Raw genomic sequence first — 22,404 nt, forward strand, 5'->3', positions numbered from 1 at the left:
ATGTTAATATTTTATAAGTAAAGTCAAAAAAAATTAACATAAAATAATATAAATATTCAGTGAAAATTAAGAAAAATTAGAATTTAGTTTTATAAAAAATGAAATATTACTTAAAAATTAGAGAATAATATAAAAATAAACTTCTCTTTTTAAGGATATTTTATATCTGTGTAAAAGTGACTAAATTTATGTGTAGTATCATTTAATCAATTGATAGTCAGTTGGTTGAATATTTTTTGATGTGCACAACCCTAAAGAATGATTTGCCTAAAGTTAGATAAATGAAATGATATAACTTTTAAACTAAATCATTCAACTATGAAGAATATTACTTTTCGCAAAATTAAAAGCCGGTCAATTTTATTGCTTTTATTTTTTTGTTTTTATTTCTATGACGGCGTCTATGCGCAGTGTCCTACCGAGATTTCTGCGTCGCCAACAAGCCCTAGTGCAATACAAGAAGATGTAACTTTTAGTTTGTCAAATGCACAAGGAGGATTTAATATGGATGCAATTCCGGGAGGGTGGTCCCAAATATATGGAACAGCTGGAGTTCATTCTAATTCAGAATGTAAACCTTCGTATGATGGAGGAAATTTCTATTGGGTTGGTGAGTCTCTTACAGGTCCTGATTATAGAGATATAATTTCAACTTCTTATGATTTTTCCGGTTCAGGAGCTATGATAACTTTTTATATGAAGTTTGCTGGAGGTGGAGATTCAGGATCAAATTGTGAAACTTTAGATCCAAATGAAGGAATTGAGTTACAATATAACACTGGAAGTGGATGGGTTCCTTTTGCAGATTTTGATCCAAATGATGGAACGGGTAATGATTATGTAAATTGGAATCAATATGAAGTTTATTTACCAGCTGTAGCAAGAACAGCATCTACGCAAATTAGATGGCATCAAAAATTAACAAGTGGTGCAACTAATGACTATTGGGGATTAGATGATATTCGTTTTTATAAAGATGTTCAATGGACAATTGATGGAGCACCCGTTACAATTGGAGCTGGAGAAACACCATTTTCTTTTCAAGAAACATTTACAACTCCTGGAGTTAAAAATATCGTAGTATCTGGTACAGTGTTTAATTTTGATGGTTCAGAATGTTCATTTGCTAGTTCTATGCAATATACAGCTGTACAACCATCAGTCACAACTACTGTAACAAGTTCAGGGGATTCTTCTATTGGAGATACTGCAATGATGGCTTTGAATGTTCAGAATACTTCAACAGTTACTATTTCAGGAGTAGACGTTGCTTTAACTTTTGGAGATGATTTGGCACCTGACTTTACAGGGATGCCTAATATTACTCTAGGAAATCCTGCTACTGTAAATGTTCCAGATATTTTACCTGGAGACACTTATGTTTTAAACATACCAGTATTCTTAAAAGAGCCTTCAGATGCTAATTCAAATGGAGATTACTATGATGATAATAGTTTTGATGTAAATGTTCAAACAACACAAACTACTTATGGTATTTCGAATAGTTTTGTTCATGAATTTTCAGCAAAATATACAGATATAGAGTTTAATGTAACAGCATTTACAGATGGTAGTCCAACTGCAGATTATCAAGTTACTTTTGAAATTCAAAATAATGGTTCTCATAATGCAACGGAACTTTATGCAAATTTATTTGTTCCTTCTGGTTTTGATTATGTTTCATCTAGTCCAGATGCAGGAACATCTTATAATGGTGTTTGGACTATTGGAGCTTTAAATCCTAGTAATAGTGTAGCAATTACATTGTTTTTAGATAGAAATTTAAGTGGTAATTATCAAATTTTAGGAGAAGCATTCTTGAAACAACATGATTGGGATTATGCTAATAATGCTGTGAGTGCAGAACTTCCACCAATAGTTGATTTACAAGGAGATGTTTCTTTTTTAGAGCCAGTCCCTACTACTACTTATTATGGACAGGAAATTGATTTAATAGTAAGTGTTACAAATCAAGGAAATGCAGATTCTGGAATTATTACCGTTGATGAATTAGTTCCTGATGGATATGATATTGTAGCTTATAATTTCCTTGATGGTACTTATGATTCTTCTACAGATAAATGGGATAATTTTATATTAGAAGCTGGAGAGAATCAGCTTATTGAACTTAAATTAAAAATTAAGACAGATACTGGAAGTTTAGATTATTCGCCAAACACATTTGGATCAGATAGTAATGGAAATAATATCAATTTTGGTATTATGCCAAATATTTCACCAACTGCAGCGAGTGATTTAGATATGACTTTTACAGTAAGTAATCAAAATCCAGAAGTAGGAGAACATGTTGAAATTACTGTTACTTTAACAAATAATGGTCCTTCTAATTCTTTAGCTTCAAATATAATTGTTGATTTTGGAAAAGGAAATGGTTTAGGGTATACACCTGCAACGCCTAATTTAGCTATTTGGATAGTTCCAACATTAAATTCAGGAGATTCTGAAACAGAAACATTTATTCTTGAAGCTTTAGGATTGCCAAATGGAACCGCTCCTGTAGATTATTATGATTTTTGGGCAGAAATTTTATCTGCACCAAATCCAGATTTAGACTCTGATTTCTTAAACAATCCAGGTTCACCACCAACAAGTGGAACAGACCCTGCTGCAAATGTGGAAGATGATTTTATATTAACAACATTTACGCCAGTTCCTGTAGCAAATATGGATATAACGATTACAGATAATAAAGAGTTGTATACTGCTGGAAATACTAATACTTATGATGTTAGAATTCAAAATACTGGTTTAAGTGAAGCAGAAAATGTGACTATCACATTTAATGATTTTTCACCAATAGGAAGTTCTGAAATTGATTATTCAGGTTCTATAGTAGAAGTTGCAGATGTATCTAATATTTTTTTATTAGGAACTACACCAATGACATTTGATAATGGAACAGATATTTCAGATGGATTTACTATAAATGGAATGACATTCCCAGCTGGAAGTGTATTAGATTTACAAGTGACTATTAGTATTCCAAGTAATTATACGATAGAAGCAGGAAATACACCAAATATTACTATAGAAACTTCAGTAACAACTACAACATTAGAACAGGATACTAATAATAATGTTGCTTTTGATACAAATTTACCTGATTCAACAGTTGATATTGATTTAGCAATGGAAATTTATGATGGTTCTTTGGTTAACCCACCTGTACCTGCAGTTGCTTCCAATGTTAATGTTGGAGATATTGTATTTATTTATATAGAATCAACTAATAATGGGCCTAGTGATGCTAGTGGTGTACAAGTCAGTGATATGTTACCAGATGGATATGCATATTTAGCTCACTTAGCAGATTCAGGAACGTCTTACGATCCAACAACTGGAGTTTGGACTATAAATGATTTAGTAGATTCTGATACTAAATATCTAGAAATTGAAGCAACAATTACTTCTACACAGAATTATTTAAATGTTGCTGAAGTAATAAATGTAGATCAGACAGATTCAGATTTAACAGATAATGTGGTTTCAAAATCAGTAAATTTAATTGTTACAGATTTAGAAGTGACTTTAGATGATGGAGATGATACTTATACTGCAGGTGAAACTAAGACTTATAGATTAGTTATAGAAAATAAAGGTCCTGCTACTGCAGAAAATGTGACTATAAAATTTGAGGATTTAACTCCTATTTATTCTTCTATAAATGAGATTACAGATATTAGTAATGTTTATGACGTAGCAAATCCTCCAATTGAAGATTTAAATGGAAATCCTTCACCTCCAGCTTTGATAGATGATGGATTTGTAATTTCAGGATTAACATTTCCTCCAGGAGCAATTTTAGAATTAGATGTAGTTCTTGATATTCCAAGTGATTTTACAGATGGAGCTCCTTTAGAAGTATTAGTTCAAGTAACAACAGATACTTATGATACTGATATGGGGAATAATGATGCATTTGATGTTGATTTGCCGAACTTAATTTCTGATTTACAAATTACGATGGATGATCCAGTATTAGTAGGAGGAGGAGCTCCAACTTTTGTACCTGGAGAAAATTTAGAGTATACAGTAACTGTAAGAAACGATGGGAATAGTGATGCATCAAATGTAAATGTACAGTTTCCAGTGCCTTCAGGATTTCAATATATCTCAGAGGTATTTGAGTCTTTTAATGGAGCAGTTTGGATTCCTTTTACTCCATTGGCTCCAGAAGGATACGATGAAGCAACAGGAGTTTGGACAATTGGAGATTTAGCTTTTGATGAAGAAGTTAGAATAACATTGAGACTTGAAATGTTAGCTTCAGGTAATTATATGAATGTTGCTACGGTTTCAGGAAGTGAAACAGACGATGTTCCAGGAAACAACCAAGCGAGTAAAGGAATTTCTTTAGCAGATGTAGTTGTTGAAATTTTAGATATAAGTGATAATCCAATCAATGATAATGTTCAAACTTTTATTCCAGGACAAGATTTTGTTTATAAAGTAAGAGTTACAAATCAATTATCTTTTGGAGGTACTCCAACTTTTGCTCAAAATATAAAAGTTTTAGCACCATTACCAATTAATACGTCATCAAGTGATGTCTCTTGGACAAGAGATGGAGGACCAACCAATGCTGGAATGTTAGATGACACGATTACTTCTTTAACTAATAATCCAGCTGGAAATGCTAATAGAGTAGAGTATACGGTTACCATATCTACACCAAGTGGTATGGATGGTAATTTAATTCAATGGTTAGAAGCGAGTACAGCTTCAGTAGATCTATCTCCTTTATGTAATGTTGGAGCTTGTTCATTTACTGCAACTCCGGATCCAGATGTGGAATTAGAAATTGAAAGTTATACTTCTGATATGTCAGCAACAACAAATGTTGGAGATGAAGTTGAGTTTACAATTGAAGTAGAAAACACTGGAGTGAGTGATGCTTTTGACGTTTCAGTAACTAATATTCTTAGTAGTCAATATGAGTTTGTTTCTTATACAACTGATCAAGGAGTATATGATACAAATTCAAACACATGGTTTGTTGGAGATTTAGCTTCGAATACACCTATAACTAATAATAATATATTGACTTTAAAAATTAAAGCAATAATATTACCAACAGGACCACCATATACAAATACTATTACAATTGAAACAAATCCATTGTATAGTACAGACAATCCTGCTGATAATACAGCTACTTTTACTCCACCTGTAGGAGTGCCAATTCCTTCATCAGATTTAGAAATTAGTCTAGAAGTAAACAATGATGAACCAGAAGTGGGAGATAATGTTACATTTACTTTGACAGTTGTTAATAATGGTCCTAGTGTAGCCCAAAATGTTACTATTAGTTCAGTTTTAGGTGTTGGGCTTCCTTTGGTTAATTCACAATCAGCAACAATTGGTACACCTTCTCTAGCAACTACAAATAGTGCTGATGATAGTGTAGTGTGGTTAATTACTAGTTTACCGGTTGGTACACCTCAAACTTTAACGTTTGATTCTAATGTATTAGCTACAGGACCTTATGATATTATTTCTCAGGTTTCAAGTATGGATGATAATGATCCAGATTCAACACCAGGAAATGCAGGAACAGATCCTGATGAGGATGACTCGGTTGCAATGGTCTTAAAACCTAAAAAAGTTGATCTACAATTAATAAGCTCTGTGTTTAGTCAAGATCCAACAGCAGGTGATGAGGTAACAGTTACTTTAACTCTAACTAATAATGGACCAAATAATGCTTCTCAAGTTGAGGTGTTAGTTCCAATTCCAGATGGTCTAGAGTATGTTTCTGACAACAGTGGAGGTTTACTTAAAGATTTGTTATTAGCAGATTTATCTACTCCAGGAACGGATAATATTTTAGATACATGGGAAGTTGGAAATCTTCAGAAAAACACGACAACTTCTATAGATATTGTATTTATGGTCTTACCAGATGAAGCAGGGAGTTATGGCTTTACATCGGTAGCAGATGCTTTTGAATATAATACTGGAGGAACAGGTTCTCAAACTACAGTTACATTTAATACAGTTTCTCAGTTAGCTAATATGACTATTAGTTTAACAGATAATAAAGATACTTACACAGCAGGAATCCCTAATTCTTATAATTTAATTATTGAGAATTTAGGTCCAAGTTCAGCTACAGAATTACAATTAGCAGTGAATGTTCCTTTAGGAACTACCACTTCTAATTGGCAAGTTGATGATAATTCAACAAATTTAACAAACTCTGATATAGGTGATTTGATTTTAGGAAATACAATTTCTGGAGTTGATTTTGAATCAGGAGGAGTATTAGAATTAAGTTTCGAATTAGATATACCAAGTAGCTATACAGTAACTAATGCTTCAAGTCCAGATATAGAAGTAGAAACATTTATAACTGGACTTCCAGGAGTTTTAGCACAAACAACAGATTTGGATACTGCAAATCCTATTGCTGATTTGGAAATCACAAAAGATGTAAGCGATCCTTTAGCTGTTGTAGGTACTAATGTTGTATTTACAATTGATGTTGAAAACTTTGGTCCAAGTGATGCAAGTGGAATTTTAGTCGAAGATTTACTTCCGAGTGGATATGTTTATGTATCAGATAATGGTGGAGGAGATTATGATTCTGGAACTGGAATTTGGAATGTTGGAAATATTGCAAATACAGGAGTTGCTACACTAGAAATTACAGCCACAGTTCAAGCCACAGGAGAATTTAATAATGTAACAGAAATTGTTTTCTTAAATGAAACAGATCCTGATTGGACAAACAATGTTGTAAACGATGTTATATCTCCACAACCAGATGTTGATTTATCAGTTAATTTAACTGTAAATAATACATCCCCATATGCAGGAGATGAACTTACAATTAATGTAGAAATTGTAAATAATGGATTAAGTACTGCGACAGGAGTTCAAGTTTTAGATATAGTTAGACCTGGTTATACATATATTAATGATACACCTTCTGCAGGTTTTTGGGATAATACATTACAAATTTGGAATGTAGGAAATCTACCAAGTGGACAATCAGAAGTGCTTACATTTAATGTATTAGTAAATGGAGATCAAGGAATAGCTGATCAATATGATATTTGTGCGACAATTGATTCAAATGAGCATGATGTAAATGAACAATGTATCACATTAATTCCAGTACAAAATGCTACACTAAAAACAACAGTTACTGATAATAAAACAAAATATACTGCAGGTACAGGATTTACAGGTTCACCTTCACAAAATGAAAATATTTATAGAATTGAAGTTGAAAATGAAGGTCCAAGTCCAACAAGTAATGTATTAATTAATATTAAGATTCCATTTGGAACACAATTGGAATATTTAGATGTTGTTACAGCTGAAACAACAGTTGATATCACAGGTTTAACATCATTGCCTGTTACATCATTTAGTGTGAGTAATTTACCAGATGATATAGATTCAATTGATTTAGATGTTGCAACATTAGGTGGAGCACTTAGTTTTGATCCAGGAGAAAAAATTGTAATTGAAGCAAGAATGGCTATCAATAGTAACTTTACTATTGTGAATGCTGCCTCTCCAAATCTTGATGTAACTGTAGAAGCTACAGGTTCGGTAACTAATTTAGAACCAAATAAAGCAATTCATACAGATACAGATCATCCAGATCCAATTTCTGATTTAGAAATAACGAAAGTATCAAGTATTGATGATCCTGAGGTGGGAGATTTAGTTACTTTTACTTTAGAAGTTACTAATAATGGACCTAGTGATGCTGATGGTATTTTAGTTGAAGAATTATTACCAGATGGTTATACTTATGTAACTTATACAGGAAGTGGATATGATCCATTAACAGGAATTTGGAATATTGGAGGTTTAGCAAACGGAGATGCAATAGCAATTGATATTGATGCTACTGTAAACGCTTCAGGAAACTATTCTAATGTTACTGCAATTGTAGCTTTAAACCAAACAGATCCTGATTTAACAAATAATATTGTAGAGGATGACACAAGTCCAATTCCAGTTGTTGATTTAGAATTATTAATGGAAGTTAATAATGATGAGCCAAACGTTGGAGAGGAAGTTGTCTTTACTTTAACTTTATTAAATGGAGGTCCAAGTACAGCTACAGGAATTGAGATAGAAAACTACTTACCTAATGGTTATACTTATGTAAGTGCAAATCCTTCGATGGGAATTTTTATTCCAGATGATAATGATGGAGATAATACAGATCAAGATGATTATTGGATTATTCTAGCATTACAAAAGGATGCGACTGCTACGTTGACAATTACTGCAATAGTAAATGATGGTAATGCAGCAGGTAGTGCAATAGATTATAATAATTGTGCTGAAATTGTTAGTGTAAACGAAGATGATCCAGATTCTACACCAGATAATGGTATTATTGGAGAAGACGATGATGTATGTTCAAGTACAACACCAGTTCAAATATCAGATCTTAAAGTCCAAATGGATGATGGTTTAGTTGTTTATACAGCTGGAACTCAAATTGAGTATGGAATTATGGTGAAAAATGATGGTCCAAGTACTGCACAAGCTGTTAGGGTTATAAATAATGCTCCAACAGAATCTAATATAGTTTCTTGGCAAATTTCTGGTTTTGTAGGAACGCCAACATTACCGATACCAGATAATGGAACAGGGAATATTGATGTATTTATTGAGGACTTAAAACCAGGAGAAGAAGTATTTTTTGATGTTGTATTATTTTTAGATAGTGACTTCACTACAACAAGACTTGCAAATGGAGATTCTCCTTTATTAGTTAATATTACTACAGTAGAATTATACGATACACCAACTGGATCGGCTATTCCTGGTGATTTAGATGAATCAAATAATGTTGCGATAGAAGAAGATTATCCAAACCCAATTTCAAACTTAGAAATTGTAAAGCAAGTATTTGATGGACCTCAATCAGGAACACCAAATCCAATTACAGAAGCAGAAGTTGGTTCAGATGTTTATTTCTTAATTGAAGTAGCAAATCCAACACCATCAGACATTACACAGTTCCCTGATGTATTAGAAGGAGGGCCAAGTGATGCAACAGGTGTTATTGCTTATGATTTATTACCGACAGGTTATACTTATGTAGGACATTTAACAGATGGTGTTTCATACGATAATGCGACAGGATTATTTAATGTTGGTGATCTTGCAGTTGGAGAAACTAGATTTGTAGAAATCCAAGCTACAGTTAATCCAGAAGGAGAATATACTAATATTACAGAAATAACTTCTTTAGATCAAACAGATCCAAATTGGGTTAACAATACTACAGAAGTAGGAATTGATCCAATTCCAGTGGTTGATTTAAATGTTCTTAAAACAGTAAATAACTTAACACCTTATGTTGGAGACAATGTAGTATTTACAATAACGGCTTTCAATGCAGGACCAAGTCCAGCAACAGAAGTTCAGTTAGAGGATTTATTACCATCAGGATTTACAATTGTAAGTACTGCTCCTTCAGTAGGGCAATTTGATACAACTACTAATGTTTGGTTATTTGATATTTTACCAGCAAATAATACAGCTGTAATGACAATTACTGCAAAAGTTGAAAAAACAACTGGAACAGTTGATGAATATGAAAACTGTGTGACTATAACTTCAGATGAAGATAATACGCTTCCATTATTAGAAAGTTGTGTTACTCTTGTTCCAATTCAAGTGGCTGATTTAGCAATTTTCAAAGAAGTAGATAATCTGATTCCAGATGTTGGAGATGAGGTGATTTTTACAATCAAATTAGTTAATGATGGACCAAGTGATGCAACGGATGTTGTAGTTTCAGATTTATTACCAGCAGGATTTGACTATGTATCGCATACGCAAACAAATGGTACATATGATGATACTACAGGAAATTGGTCGATAACTTCAGTACCTTATGATGAAGTAAGTGGGCCAACTATAGAAACTTTAACAATTACAGCTATAGTTACTCCAGATCAAACGCAGCAAGAGTATACAAACTGTACTGAAATTGTTGCTTCAAATGAATTTGATCCGGATTCAGATCCTAATAATGGAAATCAAGATCCTCTTGAAGACGATTATGCTTGTGTAGAAGTATTCCCAACGCAAGTTGTAGATGTAAGTATTGTGAAAGAAGTTGATAATCTTACGCCAAATGTAGGAATGAATGTATTCTTTACACTTACTGTTACAAATGATGGACCAAGTATGGCTACTGGTTTAGTAGTTACAGACTTACTAGAGTCAGGATTTGATTTTGTAGCATCTAATCCAAGTGTTGGAACTTATAATGAATATACAGGTTCTTGGGATATCGGAATTTTAGCAGCAGATGCAAGTGTAACTTTAGTAATTGAAGCAACTGTTAATCCTAAAGGAAGTTATCTCAATTGTTCTGCTATTACAGGATTAAATGAAAAAGATATCGATTCTACAATTAATAATAATAGCGATTTTGAAGATGATGAGTCTTGTGTAATCGATATTGTTCCAGTTCCACAAGTGGATTTATTTATACTTAAAACTGTAAATAATGAAACACCATATGTTGGAGATAATGTAGTATTCAATATTGTAATTGCAAATGAAGGTCCTAGTGATGCAACAGCAGTTATAGTTACAGATTTACTTCCAGATGGATATGAATATGTAAGTCATGATGCTTCGGTTGGAGTATATGATCCAGAAACAGGAGAATGGATTGTAGGAATTATTCCTGCAGGTGAAAGTGAAGGATTCTCAGTAACAGCGGAAGTACTTCCAATTAATAATGTAGTTGATGAATATGTGAATTGTGCTGTTATTACGAATGTGTTTGAGGAAGATACAGATCCTTCAAATGATGAGTCTTGTGCAGAAACATATCCTATCAGAGGAGCAGATATTTCATTAAACAAAACAGTAAATAATTTAACACCAATGTCGGGTAGTGAGATTACATTTACTGTAGAGGTTAAGAATGATGGTCCAAGTGATGCAAATAATCTTCAAATCTATGATTATATAGAATCAGGATTTAGATTCATAGAAGCATCTGCTACAAATGGAACTTATAACGAAAATACTGGTATTTGGAATATTGATACAATTGAAAACGATGAGACAGCTTTATTATTTGTAAAAGTAGAAGTGCTGCCTACAGGAAGTCATGAAAATATAGCTGAGGTTGTATTTGTTGATGAGTTTGATTTTGATTCAACACCAAATAACGGAGATGTGTTCGAGGATGATTATGCGAAAGTAATTATCGAGCCTCAAATTGATCTTGAAATTCCTGATGGATTCTCTCCAAACGGAGATGGAATTAATGATGTTTTTGAAATCAAAAACTTAGAAGTTCTTTATCCAAACTTCAGTTATGAAATTTATAATAGATATGGGAATAAAATTTATGAATATGCACATAATGGAAATCCAGATCAAAAACCAAGATGGTGGGATGGATATTATGATGGAGACTTCTCATTAGATTCTAATGAAACTCTACCAGCTTCAACATATTTCTATATAATTAATTTTAATAATGACAATAGAAAACCACAAACAGGTTGGGTGTATTTAAATAAATAAGATATAAATCTGAAAAGAGAGTAACCAAACTCTTTTAGTTACTCTCTTTCATATCATAACCATATAAATTGATTTTATGAAAAAAATTAAAAAATTACTGTTAGGGATTTTAGTCTGTCTGCCTTTGACAATTTTTGCGCAGCAAGATCCTCAGTATACACAATATTACTATAACATGAATATAGTAAACCCTGCATATGCCGGCTCAACAGGAGACTTTAACGTCGGTATTTTAGGAAGAACACAATGGGTAGGCATGGAAGGTGCTCCAAGAACTGCTACAGTAGTGGTACAATCACCTGTAGGAGATAGAGTTGGTTTAGGATTTTCAGGTTTATATGATCAATTCGGTCCTGTAAAAGAAACAAATCTATACGGAGATTTCTCATATACGCTTTTTCTTTCAGATGATTTAAAATTAGCTTTAGGATTAAAAGCAGGAGTTACATTCCAAGATATAGGTTTACTTTCTTTGACAACTTTGGATCAAAACGATCCTTTATTCAATGAAAATGTTAGTAAAGCTTATCCAAACTTAGGAGTTGGTACTTTTTTACATAAAGAAAATTGGTACATAGGTTTATCAATACCAAATTTATTGGAGAATAAGCATTATGAAAAATCAGATGGGATTATTTCAAAAGCTTCAGAACAATCGAACTATTTTCTTACGGGAGGATATGTATTTGATATTTCAAGAAGTTTGAAATTTAAACCTTCTACTTTAATCAAAGGTTCTGCGGGATCTCCACTTACATGGAATTTAGCAGCAAACGTATTATTAGAAGATAAAGTAGAGTTTGGAGTTTCATATCGCTGGGATGATACATTAACTGCTTTAGCAGGGATAAATTTATCTCCAGGATTCAAAGTAGGATATGCATATGATTATACATTGAATAATCTTGGGAATTTTAACTCAGGTTCACATGAGCTTATTATGTTATTTAATTTCAGTAGAACAAATATTGACAGTCCGAGATTTTTCTAAAATTTTAAATTAGTTTTTTATGAAGAAAATTATATTCATTTTATCATTGTTTCTGGCCTGTAGTTTAAGTGCGCAAGAAACAGGAAGATACAAAATCAAAGTTTTAGAAATTAATTCCAAGAATTCGGACTTTGGTGTTGCCTTCGTGAAAGGTAATAAAGTTGTATTTTCTAGTGCCAGAAAAGGTAGATCCATAAGGAATAGAAAATGGAGTAAGAATAAACAACCTTACTTAAAATTATATTCTGGAGAATGGATGCCAAATGCTCAAGAAATTGCTAGTTTGAAAGAACTACCAAAAAAGATTAATACAAAATTTCATGTGGCTTCTGCAACAATAAGTCCAGATGGAGAACATTTATATTTTACTAGTAATAATTATATCAAAGAGAAGTTTAAACTATCAAAAGACAAAAAAAATAAACTTCAGATATATAAAGTAAAAATAAAAGGTGAAGGAGATTTTGGAGAACCAGAATCTTTAGAAATCAATCATCCAGATTATTCTGTAGCACATCCGATGGTGAGCTTAGATGGAACAAAATTATTCTTTTGTTCTGATATGCCAGGTTCAATGGGAGGAACAGATATATATGTTGCAGAAATCTTAGAAGATGGAAGTGTTGGAGAGCCAATTAATTTAGGCCCAAATGTAAATTCGATTTACAATGAAATGTTTCCTTTTATGGGAGGAGATAACGTTCTTTATTTCTCATCTGATAGAAAAGAAAGCCTTGGTGGTTTAGATGTTTTTGGGGTAAGAGTTTATCCTAATGGAAAATGTAGCATGCCTAAAAGGCTTAGTTCACCAATTAATTCTATAGCAGATGATTTTGCATTTGTAATTAATGCAGATGAAGATATGGGATTTGTTTCTTCTAATAGAAAAGGTGGAGTAGGGTCTGATGATATCTATTTCTTTGAAGAAGAAGAACCAATTGCGTTTATCTGTACTCAAAAGATAAGAGGTATTGTAAAACAAGAAAATGGGCCATTATTACCAGGTTCTTTAGTAGATGTGAAAAGTCCGATGCCACCAAGACCAGGAGAAGACATGCCTAGAAATATGAGTATTTTGACAGGGGGTGATGGTGGATTTATCGTAGATGTAGATTGTGATGCTGTATATGAAATTCAAGCGTCAAGAGATTATCATTCACCACATCGTAAGAAAATAAACACAACTTATGAAGTAGATAAAATTCATGTTGTACAGTTTATTTTAAAGCCAGATGAGTTTATGATAAAAGATGGTGTGAAATTTATTAATACAAATAAAATTTATTTTGACTTTAATAAATCAAACATTCGTCCTGATGCAGCAATGGAGCTAGATAAAGTAGTTGCAATCATGCAAAAATACCCTTCTATCATGATTGATGTACGTTCTTACACGGATTCAAGAGGAAGTGAAAGTTATAACTTAGAACTTTCAGACGAAAGAATGGTTTCAACAATCAAGTATCTTGTAGATCATGGAATACCGATGAATAGATTAACAGGGCAAGGTTATGGAGACAGATTCCCTATTAATAAATGTAAAAAAGGTGTGAAGTGTACAGATGAAGAACAAGAGATGAATAGAAGAACTGAATTTGTAGTTATTAAAGAGTGATAATTAGTTTATTGGTTTTATTTAATGAAAGAGGCTATGCAGATTGCATAGCCTCTCTTATTTATTGTTGAATTTATTTTTTAAAATTCTGCGTTTTGTGGAGTTCTTGGGAAAGGAATTACATCTCTAATGTTACCCATTCCTGTTACGAACTGAACTAATCTTTCAAAACCTAAACCGAATCCACTGTGAACTGCAGTTCCGAATTTACGAGTATCTAAGTACCACCATAATTCTTCTTCTTCAACTCCAATTTCTTCCATTTTTTGTTTTAATACATCTAAACGCTCTTCTCTCTGAGAACCTCCAACGATTTCACCAATTCCTGGGAATAAAATATCCATTGCACGAACTGTTTTTCCATCATCGTTTAATCTCATATAGAAAGCTTTGATATCTGCAGGATAATCAAATAAGATTACTGGACACTTAAAGTGCTTCTCAACTAAGAAACGCTCATGCTCACTTTGTAAGTCAGCTCCCCATCCTTCGATTGGGAATTGGAATTTCTTTTTCTTATTTGGTTTAGAATTTCTAAGAATCTCAATAGCTTCTGTATAACTAACTCTTTTGAAGTTGTTGTCTACAACAAAACGTAACTTTTCAATTAAAGTCATTTCACTTCTCTGAGCAGCTGGTTTTCCTTTTTCTTCTTGAATTAATCTTTGCTCTAAGAATTCTAAATCATCCTTACAGTTTTCTAAAGTATAAGAAATTACACTTTTGATGAAATCTTCTCCAAGATCCATGTTTGCATCAAGATCGTTGAATGCAACCTCTGGTTCAATCATCCAGAATTCTGATAAGTGACGAGTTGTATTTGAGTTTTCAGCTCTAAAAGTTGGCCCAAAAGTATAAACTTTTCCAAGTGCCATTGCATATGTTTCAGCTTCTAACTGTCCAGAAACTGTAAGATTTGATTCTTTTCCGAAGAAATCTTCTTTATAATCTACATTACCTTCCTCTGTTAAAGGTGGATTTTTAGCATCTAAAGTTGTAACTCTAAATGTTTCTCCAGCTCCTTCTGCATCTGATCCCGTAATAATTGGAGAATGGAAATAGTAAAATCCGTTTTCTGTGAAATATTTGTGAACAGCAAAAGAAAGAGCAGAACGTAAACGCATAATAGCTCCGAAAGTATTCGTTCTAATACGTAAATGCGCATTTTCTCTCAAAAATTCAAGAGAATGTTTCTTTGGCTGAATTGGATATTCATCAGGGTTTGAATCTCCTAAAATTTCCAAATTTGTTACTTGAACTTCAACAGTCTGTCCTTTTCCTTGGCTTTCTACTAAAGTACCAGTGATAGAAATAGCAGCACCTGTAGTGATTCTTTTCAATAAGTCAGGATTCGTATTCTCAAAATCAACAACACATTGTATATTCTTAATTGTTGAACCATCATTTACAGCAACGAAACGGTTGCTTCTAAATGTTCGTACCCATCCTTTTAAATGTACTTCTTGTAAAATTTTGTCTGAATTCAATAATTCAGCAACACTGCTTTTTTTCATCTTTTATCTTTTGAATCGCAAATATACTTTTTTAGGATTAAAAAATCAATCTACTTATAAGACTTATAATGAGCCTTTTTAGCTTTTCTAAATCCAAAGTGCAAAAGTAAAATTTTAATTTGAAAACAAATAAATTTGAATTGTAATTCGTTTAATTTTAATAATTTATAGTTTTAAAGTCCTGTTAAAAAGAAATGTGATATCAAAATTGTAATAAAAAAATAGATAAATTTAAAGAGGATTCACAAAAAGTAAGATTTTGATATTATGTCTGAAACGAACAAACAGGTTATAAAAAGATTTATAAATGAAGTTTTAAATCCGAATCGACCAGAGCTTGCAGAAGAAGTTTTTAATGTTGATGCAACTAGTCGTGGAACAACTTCAGGACTTTTTGGAGATAATAAATTAAAAGATTTAAAAACTTTTGCAGGTTTATATCACAATGCTTTTAGTGATTTTCATGTGGAAATAAAGGAAATATTTTCAGAAAGAGATAAAGTTTTTCTTGCTATAGAAATATCAGGAACTCATGATGGTGAAGATTTTTTAGGAATAAAAGCAAAAGGAAAAAAGATTTCTTGGACTTCGTTTAATGTCTATTATTTAAAAAATCATAAGATATCAAAGCATTGGGGAGTTTCTAATTTGGACACAAGAATTGAAATGTTGAAATAAAATTTTGAATAAAAACATAAAAAAAGGATTTACAACATAAACTGTAAATCCTTTTCTATTTTATTTTTAAAAAAAAACTTAGATCTGTTTCACATCAATGATATTCACAGGGCAAGCTTCTTTTGCATTTTCAGCATCATTATAAATAGTATCATCAGGAGATTTAATTGTAAAAAAACCTTTTTTCTCCTTAGAATGAAGCAATACAGATTTTCCGTCTTTTTTAGACATCTGAAACTGTAATGGAGCCAATTCCACACAATAATTACAACCAATGCATTTATTTCTTTGTAAAGTGATAATTACCATTACGCTTCTACAATTTTATAAAGTTTATCTGAAGGACGAATTCTGAAATCCATTTTCATCGTGAAAGATTGTCCTTTTGTAGCAACATCTCCTTCTTTATCCTCCACATACATACTTTCTACTTTCATTTCTTGCGCTCCAGTAGTTGGCCCAGTAATTAAGATTGTATCCCCAACTTTTACATCATAAGCTTCAATCTTAAACTCTCCAATATTTGCCTTCGGGAAATAGTGAACACCTTTTCCTAAATAAACTTTCTTTTGCGTTGCATGCGATCCAGAACCTTTACTCCATTCTCCAAGTTTTTGTCCTAAATAATATCCACTCCAGAAACCTCTGTTGTAAACTTTCTTCAACTCTTCCATCCAAGCTTCTACTTTTTCTTGGCTGTAAGTTCCATCGTAAATACTATCAATTGCCTCACGGTAACATTTAATTACTTTAGCAACATATTCTGGAGCTCTTCCTCTTCCTTCGATTTTTAAAACTTTAATTCCAGAATCCACAATCTGATCTAAGAAATCCATCGTACATAAATCTTTTGGAGACATGATGTATTCATTGTCTAATTCCATTTCAGTACCAGTTTCCTGATCGATTACTGTATATTTTTTACGACAATTTTGCTTACAAGCTCCTCTGTTTGCTGATGAATTATGAGAATGTAAACTCATATAACATTTTCCAGAAACAGCCATACATAAAGCTCCATGTCCGAAAATCTCAACTTCTAATAAATTTCCTGAAGGTCCTTTGATTTCTTCTTTTGCAATTTGCTCCGTGATTTTCTTTACCTGACGTAAACTTAACTCACGACTCATTACCACAGTATCTGCAAACATTGCGTAGAATTTTACTGTCTCAATGTTTGTAATATTAATTTGCGTAGAAATATGTACTTCCATTCCTTCTGCTCTTGCCATCGCAATTACTGCTTGATCCATTGCAATTACAGCTGTAATATCCGCTTCTTTCGCTCTTTTGATTAATGTTTTTACAATAGATAAATCGTGATCGTAAATAATCGTGTTTAATGTCAAATACGTACGAACTCCTTTTTCTTTACATCTTTGCGAAATTTCTGGTAAATCATCTAATGTAAAGTTAATTGAAGCTCTTGCTCTCATATTTAATTGTTCTACACCAAAATAAATAGAGTCTGCACCATTATCTAAAGCCGCCTGTAAAGATTCAAAATTTCCCGCAGGAGCCATTAATTCTATTTTCCCAGATTGTGTCATGTTTTCCTAAACTTTTATCCGTTGTGGATTTTATTTTTAATTAAACTTTGAAAAAAAGCTTAAATGTTATTTTTGATTTGTATTGTTTGAGAGAAGTGTATTTCTTTTTTAATTAAAAATACACTTCAATTTTTTTAAAAAGAGAAATTACTTTTTGAATTTCAATGCTTCTGAGCGTCCTTTTTTAAAGATTTTGTTGCTGTTACTCTTTCCTCTTCGAAGTTCTTTTTGTTTTTCTAAAGGAAGTTGAACGATTTCTTGACATTCTGAAGAACAACAATTATCCATTTTTTCAGCACAAGAAGGACATTGAATGAAAAGTAAATGACAAGCATCATTTGCACAGTTTGTGTGAACATCAAAAGGTTCTCCACACTGATGACAAGATGCAATCACATCTTCTGAAACTTTTTCAGCTCTTCTTTCATCAAAAACAAAATTCTTTCCGATGAATTTATTCTCTAAGTCCTCCGTTTTAATCTGACGAACATATTCGATAATTCCACCTTCTAACTGAAATACATTTTTAAAACCTTTATGTTTGAAATAGGCACTCGCTTTCTCACAACGAATTCCACCAGTACAATACATCACAAGATTTTTGTCTTCTTTGTGTTCTTTTAAATCATCTTCGATAATTGGTAAAGATTCACGGAAAGTGTCCACATCTGGAGTAATTGCACCATCGAAATGACCAATTTCACTTTCGTAGTGATTTCTCATATCCACTAAAACCGTGTTTTCGTCATCTAAAAGTTGGTTAAATTCTTTTGCAGAAACATGTGTTCCGATAGAAGTAACATCAAAGGATTCATCATCCAATCCGTCCGCAACAATTTTATCACGAACTTTGATCGTCAGTTTTAAAAACGATTTGTTGTTTTGTTCAATAGCAACATTCAAGCGAATGTCGTTTAAGAAAGAGATGCTGTAAAGTTGATCTCTTAATTTTTCAAAATTTTCGGCTGGAACAGAAATCTGAGCATTGATTCCTTCATAAGAAACATAAGTTCTTCCAAGAACATCAAGCTTTTCCCATGCTACAAATAATTCATTTCTGAAAATCGCTGGATTTTCAATTTTATGATATTGGTAGAATGAAATCGTGATACGATCTTTTCCAGCTTTATCTATTAATAAAGCGCGTTCGTCTGCGCTTAACTTATTGTACAGTTGCATGCTATACTTTTTTAGTTAAACATCAAAATTTTTGCAAAAGTACGATTTTAAAATTGAACTCGTTTAAACTTTTTTGCCAAAACTAGGAGTTTCATCTGATGTTTATTGATGGTGAAGGGAAAAATTTTCAGCATAGCCTTAGCTATGGTTAAAATTTTTCACAAGTCAGTAATGAACATGCTTGAAACGAATTTTGAGTCAAAAAGTTTAAATGAGTTCATCGATTAAAAACCTCGAAAATAATTTTATAAAAACTTTGACGATTCTAAATCTACTGATTATGAAAACTTTAATCTATGAATTGATTATGATTGTGTTAAAAAAAATAATAGCTCCAAAAGTTATCTCTAAACAACTGATTGAATGCTCTTACAACAAGTTAATATTAATTCAGTGTTATTTAATATTTAAACTTTCCTAAAAAGAAAGGTGTGAATTTTATACCTTTGCGAAAATTTTTTAAAATGGGTTTTTGGAATAGAACAGCACGTATAATTATTAAAGACGGTAGATTCGTCATTCTTGGGATTATTGCCCTTATCACTTATTTTCTTGCTTCTCAAATGCAGTATATGCGTTTCTCACACACAGAAGCAAACCTTTTACCAACGGATCATGAGGCAAATATCAAGTATGATAAATTCTTAGAAGTTTTTGGAGAAGAAGGGAACTTAATCATTTTAGCTTCAAATGATTCTACCATTTTTACACCTGAAAAATTCCATGCTTGGAATCAATTAGCAAAAGATATTGCAAGTCATGAAGTTGTGACTGAAAAATATCCGAAGTTTTTTGACAAAGAAGGATATTTTACCAACCATACCTTAGCTGATTCTACCAGTAAAGAAGTAGTGAAAAAAGTAAAAATTAATAAAGAAATTGATTTTGCTATTTCTATTGGAGATATTCAAAAACTTGTAAAAGATAAAGAAAATGAGACTTTTAAGTTAGAGCCGCTTTACAAAATTGAGCCAAAAACCAAAGAAGAAATTATAGAAGTAAAAAAAGCTCTTTTTGATAGTTTACCATTTTACGATAACATTCTTTTTAACAAAAAAACAGGAACAATTCGTACTGCTCTTTATTTGAATAAAGATATTATTAATACGAAAATTAGAAGAGATTTTGTTTTTGATGTAATCAATCCACTTGTTGAAAAGTTTGAAAAAGATTACAATGTAGACGTTCGTGTATCAGGAATGCCTTATATCCGTACAATGAATGCGCAGAATATTATCGACGAAATCGGAATGTTCGTTGGTCTTGCATTGTTCGTTACAGCATTTATTTTCTTCTTATTTTTTAGATCATTCAGAGCTACTTTTATTACGCTATTAGTTGTAAGTATCGGAGTAGTTTGGGCCTTTGGTTTCATCGGACTTTTCCGTTATGAAATCTCAGTTCTGATGGCATTAATTCCACCATTAATTATCGTTATTGGTGTACCAAATGCAATTTTCTTGATCAATAAATACCAGCAAGAAATCAAAAAACACAGAAACCAAGCGAAGTCATTACAACGTGTTATTTCTAAAATTGGAAATGCTACATTAATGACAAACGTAACAACAGCTTCAGGTTTCGCTACGTTTATTTTTACAAAAAGTCAACTTTTAAGAGAGTTTGGTATCATTGCTTCTATCAATATTTTATCCATATTCATTTTAGCACTTTTAATCATTCCGATTATTTATAGTTTCCTTCCATTACCAAAAGAAAAACACCTAAAACACCTTGATAGAACTTGGATTGAAGGTATTGTTGATTGGATGGAAAATATGGTAAGACACCGTAGATTTACAATCTATGTAAGTTCAGTGATCATTATTGTTTTAAGTATCATCGGAATGTACATGATCCGTGTATCTGGATCTCTAATTGAAGACATGCCGAAAGGAAAACAGTTCTATAAAGACATCGTTTTCTTCGAAAAGGAATTTGGAGGAATTATGCCTTTAGAAATTGTAATCGACACCAAAAAACCAAATGGTGTGATGAAACTTTCTACACTAAAAAGAATTGAAAAACTAAGTGAAACAATTAACGATATTCCTGAGTTATCACAGCCAATTTCTGTAAATAACTTAGTAAAATATTCAAAACAGGCTTTCTATAACGGAAACCCAAAATATTACCAATTACCAAGTTCACAAGAGAAGAACTTCATCTTAAATTACGCTAAGAATTCAGGAGGAAATTCTAACATGCTTGAAAACTTTGTGGATTCTACAGGACGTTATGCTCGTATCACAACGTTCATGAAAGATATTGGTACAGAAAAAATGGAGCGAATTGAAGAAACACTATATGCTAAAATCAAGAAAGAATTCCCAGAGTCAAAATACGATGTAAGTATGACAGGGAAAGCATTAGTTTTCTTAAAAGGAACAAACTATTTAATCAACAATCTTGTATTGTCGTTATCATTAGCAATTGTGTTAATCGCATTGTTCATGGCATTCATGTTCCGTTCTTTTAAGATGATTATCATCTCAATTTTACCGAACGTATTCCCATTATTAATCACAGCCGGATTAATGGGATATTTAGGAGTTCCAATCAAACCATCTACGATTTTAGTATTTAGTATCGCATTCGGAATCTCTGTAGATGATACAATTCACTTCCTAGCAAAATACCGTCAAGAGTTACAAGCGAACAATTGGAAAGTGAAAAAATCAGTATACGCTGCATTAAGAGAAACAGGAGTAAGTATGTTTTATACATCTGTAGTACTTTTCTTCGGATTCTTAGTATTCATCGTATCAAGTTTCGGAGGAACAATTGCACTAGGAGGTCTAGTTTCCGTAACGCTACTTTTCGCAATGGTTTCAAACTTACTTTTATTACCATCTCTACTTTTATCACTAGAGTCGAAGATTGCAAATAAAAAGACATTCAAAAAACCAGCGATTCCAATCATTCCAAAAGAGGAAGAAGACAAATAGAACATCATAAATAAATAGAAAAGGTAGCAACAATAATTGCTACCTTTTTTTATGCATTAGATTTAAATATTTTAGAATTCCCCTCTTGAGAGGGGCTAGGGGTGTGTTTTAGATTAAAAAAAATCATATAAAATTTTAAACGTAATAAAGTTTAATATTTAAAATAAAAATTAGGGCGTTCCCCTCCGTCAAAACTTCGGGTCGGGCTTTCCGTTCCAAGTTTTGTATTTCTAAAAAAGATCTTCTAAAGAACCCGTGGGCTTCCGTTGGTCGCCTCCGTTTCTTAAGAATCTCTAATTTTTAGAAAAACAAAAGCTTTCCACTACAATCCCTAACGTAAAAATGAAAAGATTAAGAAAGTTAAAAGAAACTA

Annotated in this window: 9 protein-coding genes; 5 read left to right on the forward strand and 4 right to left on the reverse strand. The window is 32.2% G+C overall.

Going from position 1 to position 22,404, the window contains the following annotated elements:
- The first annotated feature begins 318 nt into the window (after positions 1-318).
- The 3 genes from I0K12_RS04535 to I0K12_RS04545 all read left to right on the forward strand — a co-directional run bounded on the left by I0K12_RS04535 (position 319) and on the right by I0K12_RS04545 (position 14,162).
- Positions 319-11,556: a gliding motility-associated C-terminal domain-containing protein gene (locus I0K12_RS04535; RefSeq protein WP_196885703.1), complete on the forward strand. Its 11,238-nt coding sequence runs from the start codon at positions 319-321 to the stop codon at positions 11,554-11,556.
- 76 nt (positions 11,557-11,632) lie between these two features.
- Positions 11,633-12,547: a type IX secretion system membrane protein PorP/SprF gene (locus tag I0K12_RS04540; protein WP_196885704.1), complete on the forward strand. Its 915-nt coding sequence runs from the start codon at positions 11,633-11,635 to the stop codon at positions 12,545-12,547.
- A gap of 19 nt (positions 12,548-12,566) precedes the next feature.
- Positions 12,567-14,162, forward strand: coding sequence for an OmpA family protein (locus I0K12_RS04545; RefSeq protein WP_196885705.1), 1,596 nt, complete (start codon positions 12,567-12,569; stop codon positions 14,160-14,162).
- An 80-nt stretch (positions 14,163-14,242) separates the two neighbouring features.
- Here the strand turns inward: I0K12_RS04545 and asnS are convergent, their stop codons facing one another.
- Complete coding sequence (gene asnS / locus I0K12_RS04550) at positions 14,243-15,676, reverse strand: asparagine--tRNA ligase (RefSeq protein ID WP_196885706.1); 1,434 nt, start codon at positions 15,674-15,676, stop codon at positions 14,243-14,245.
- Positions 15,677-15,943: 267 nt separating this feature from the next.
- Here asnS and I0K12_RS04555 point away from each other — a divergent pair, with 267 nt between their 5' ends.
- Positions 15,944-16,354: an ester cyclase gene (locus I0K12_RS04555; RefSeq protein ID WP_196885707.1), complete on the forward strand. Its 411-nt coding sequence runs from the start codon at positions 15,944-15,946 to the stop codon at positions 16,352-16,354.
- A gap of 78 nt (positions 16,355-16,432) precedes the next feature.
- Here the strand turns inward: I0K12_RS04555 and I0K12_RS04560 are convergent, their stop codons facing one another.
- The 3 genes from I0K12_RS04560 to I0K12_RS04570 all read right to left on the reverse strand — a co-directional run bounded on the left by I0K12_RS04560 (position 16,433) and on the right by I0K12_RS04570 (position 19,083).
- The gene (locus I0K12_RS04560) at positions 16,433-16,663 is read right to left on the reverse strand and encodes a ferredoxin (protein ID WP_196885708.1); all 231 of its coding nucleotides are present in this window, start codon (positions 16,661-16,663) and stop codon (positions 16,433-16,435) included.
- Positions 16,663-17,904 (reverse strand): peptidase U32 family protein, encoded by a 1,242-nt coding sequence (locus I0K12_RS04565; protein ID WP_196885709.1) that lies wholly within the window; start codon positions 17,902-17,904, stop codon positions 16,663-16,665. The genes I0K12_RS04560 and I0K12_RS04565 overlap by 1 nt, the downstream gene beginning before the upstream one ends.
- A 147-nt stretch (positions 17,905-18,051) precedes the next feature.
- Complete coding sequence (locus I0K12_RS04570; protein WP_196885710.1) at positions 18,052-19,083, reverse strand: rhodanese-related sulfurtransferase; 1,032 nt, start codon at positions 19,081-19,083, stop codon at positions 18,052-18,054.
- A 464-nt stretch (positions 19,084-19,547) separates the two neighbouring features.
- On the opposite strand from I0K12_RS04570, the gene I0K12_RS04575 reads away from it, so the two are divergent.
- Complete coding sequence (locus tag I0K12_RS04575) at positions 19,548-22,031, forward strand: efflux RND transporter permease subunit (protein ID WP_196885711.1); 2,484 nt, start codon at positions 19,548-19,550, stop codon at positions 22,029-22,031.
- Positions 22,032-22,404 lie beyond the last annotated feature (373 nt).

Origin of the sequence: Aureivirga sp. CE67, assembly GCF_015767245.1 — a bacterium.
GTDB lineage: Bacteria > Bacteroidota > Bacteroidia > Flavobacteriales > Flavobacteriaceae > Aureivirga.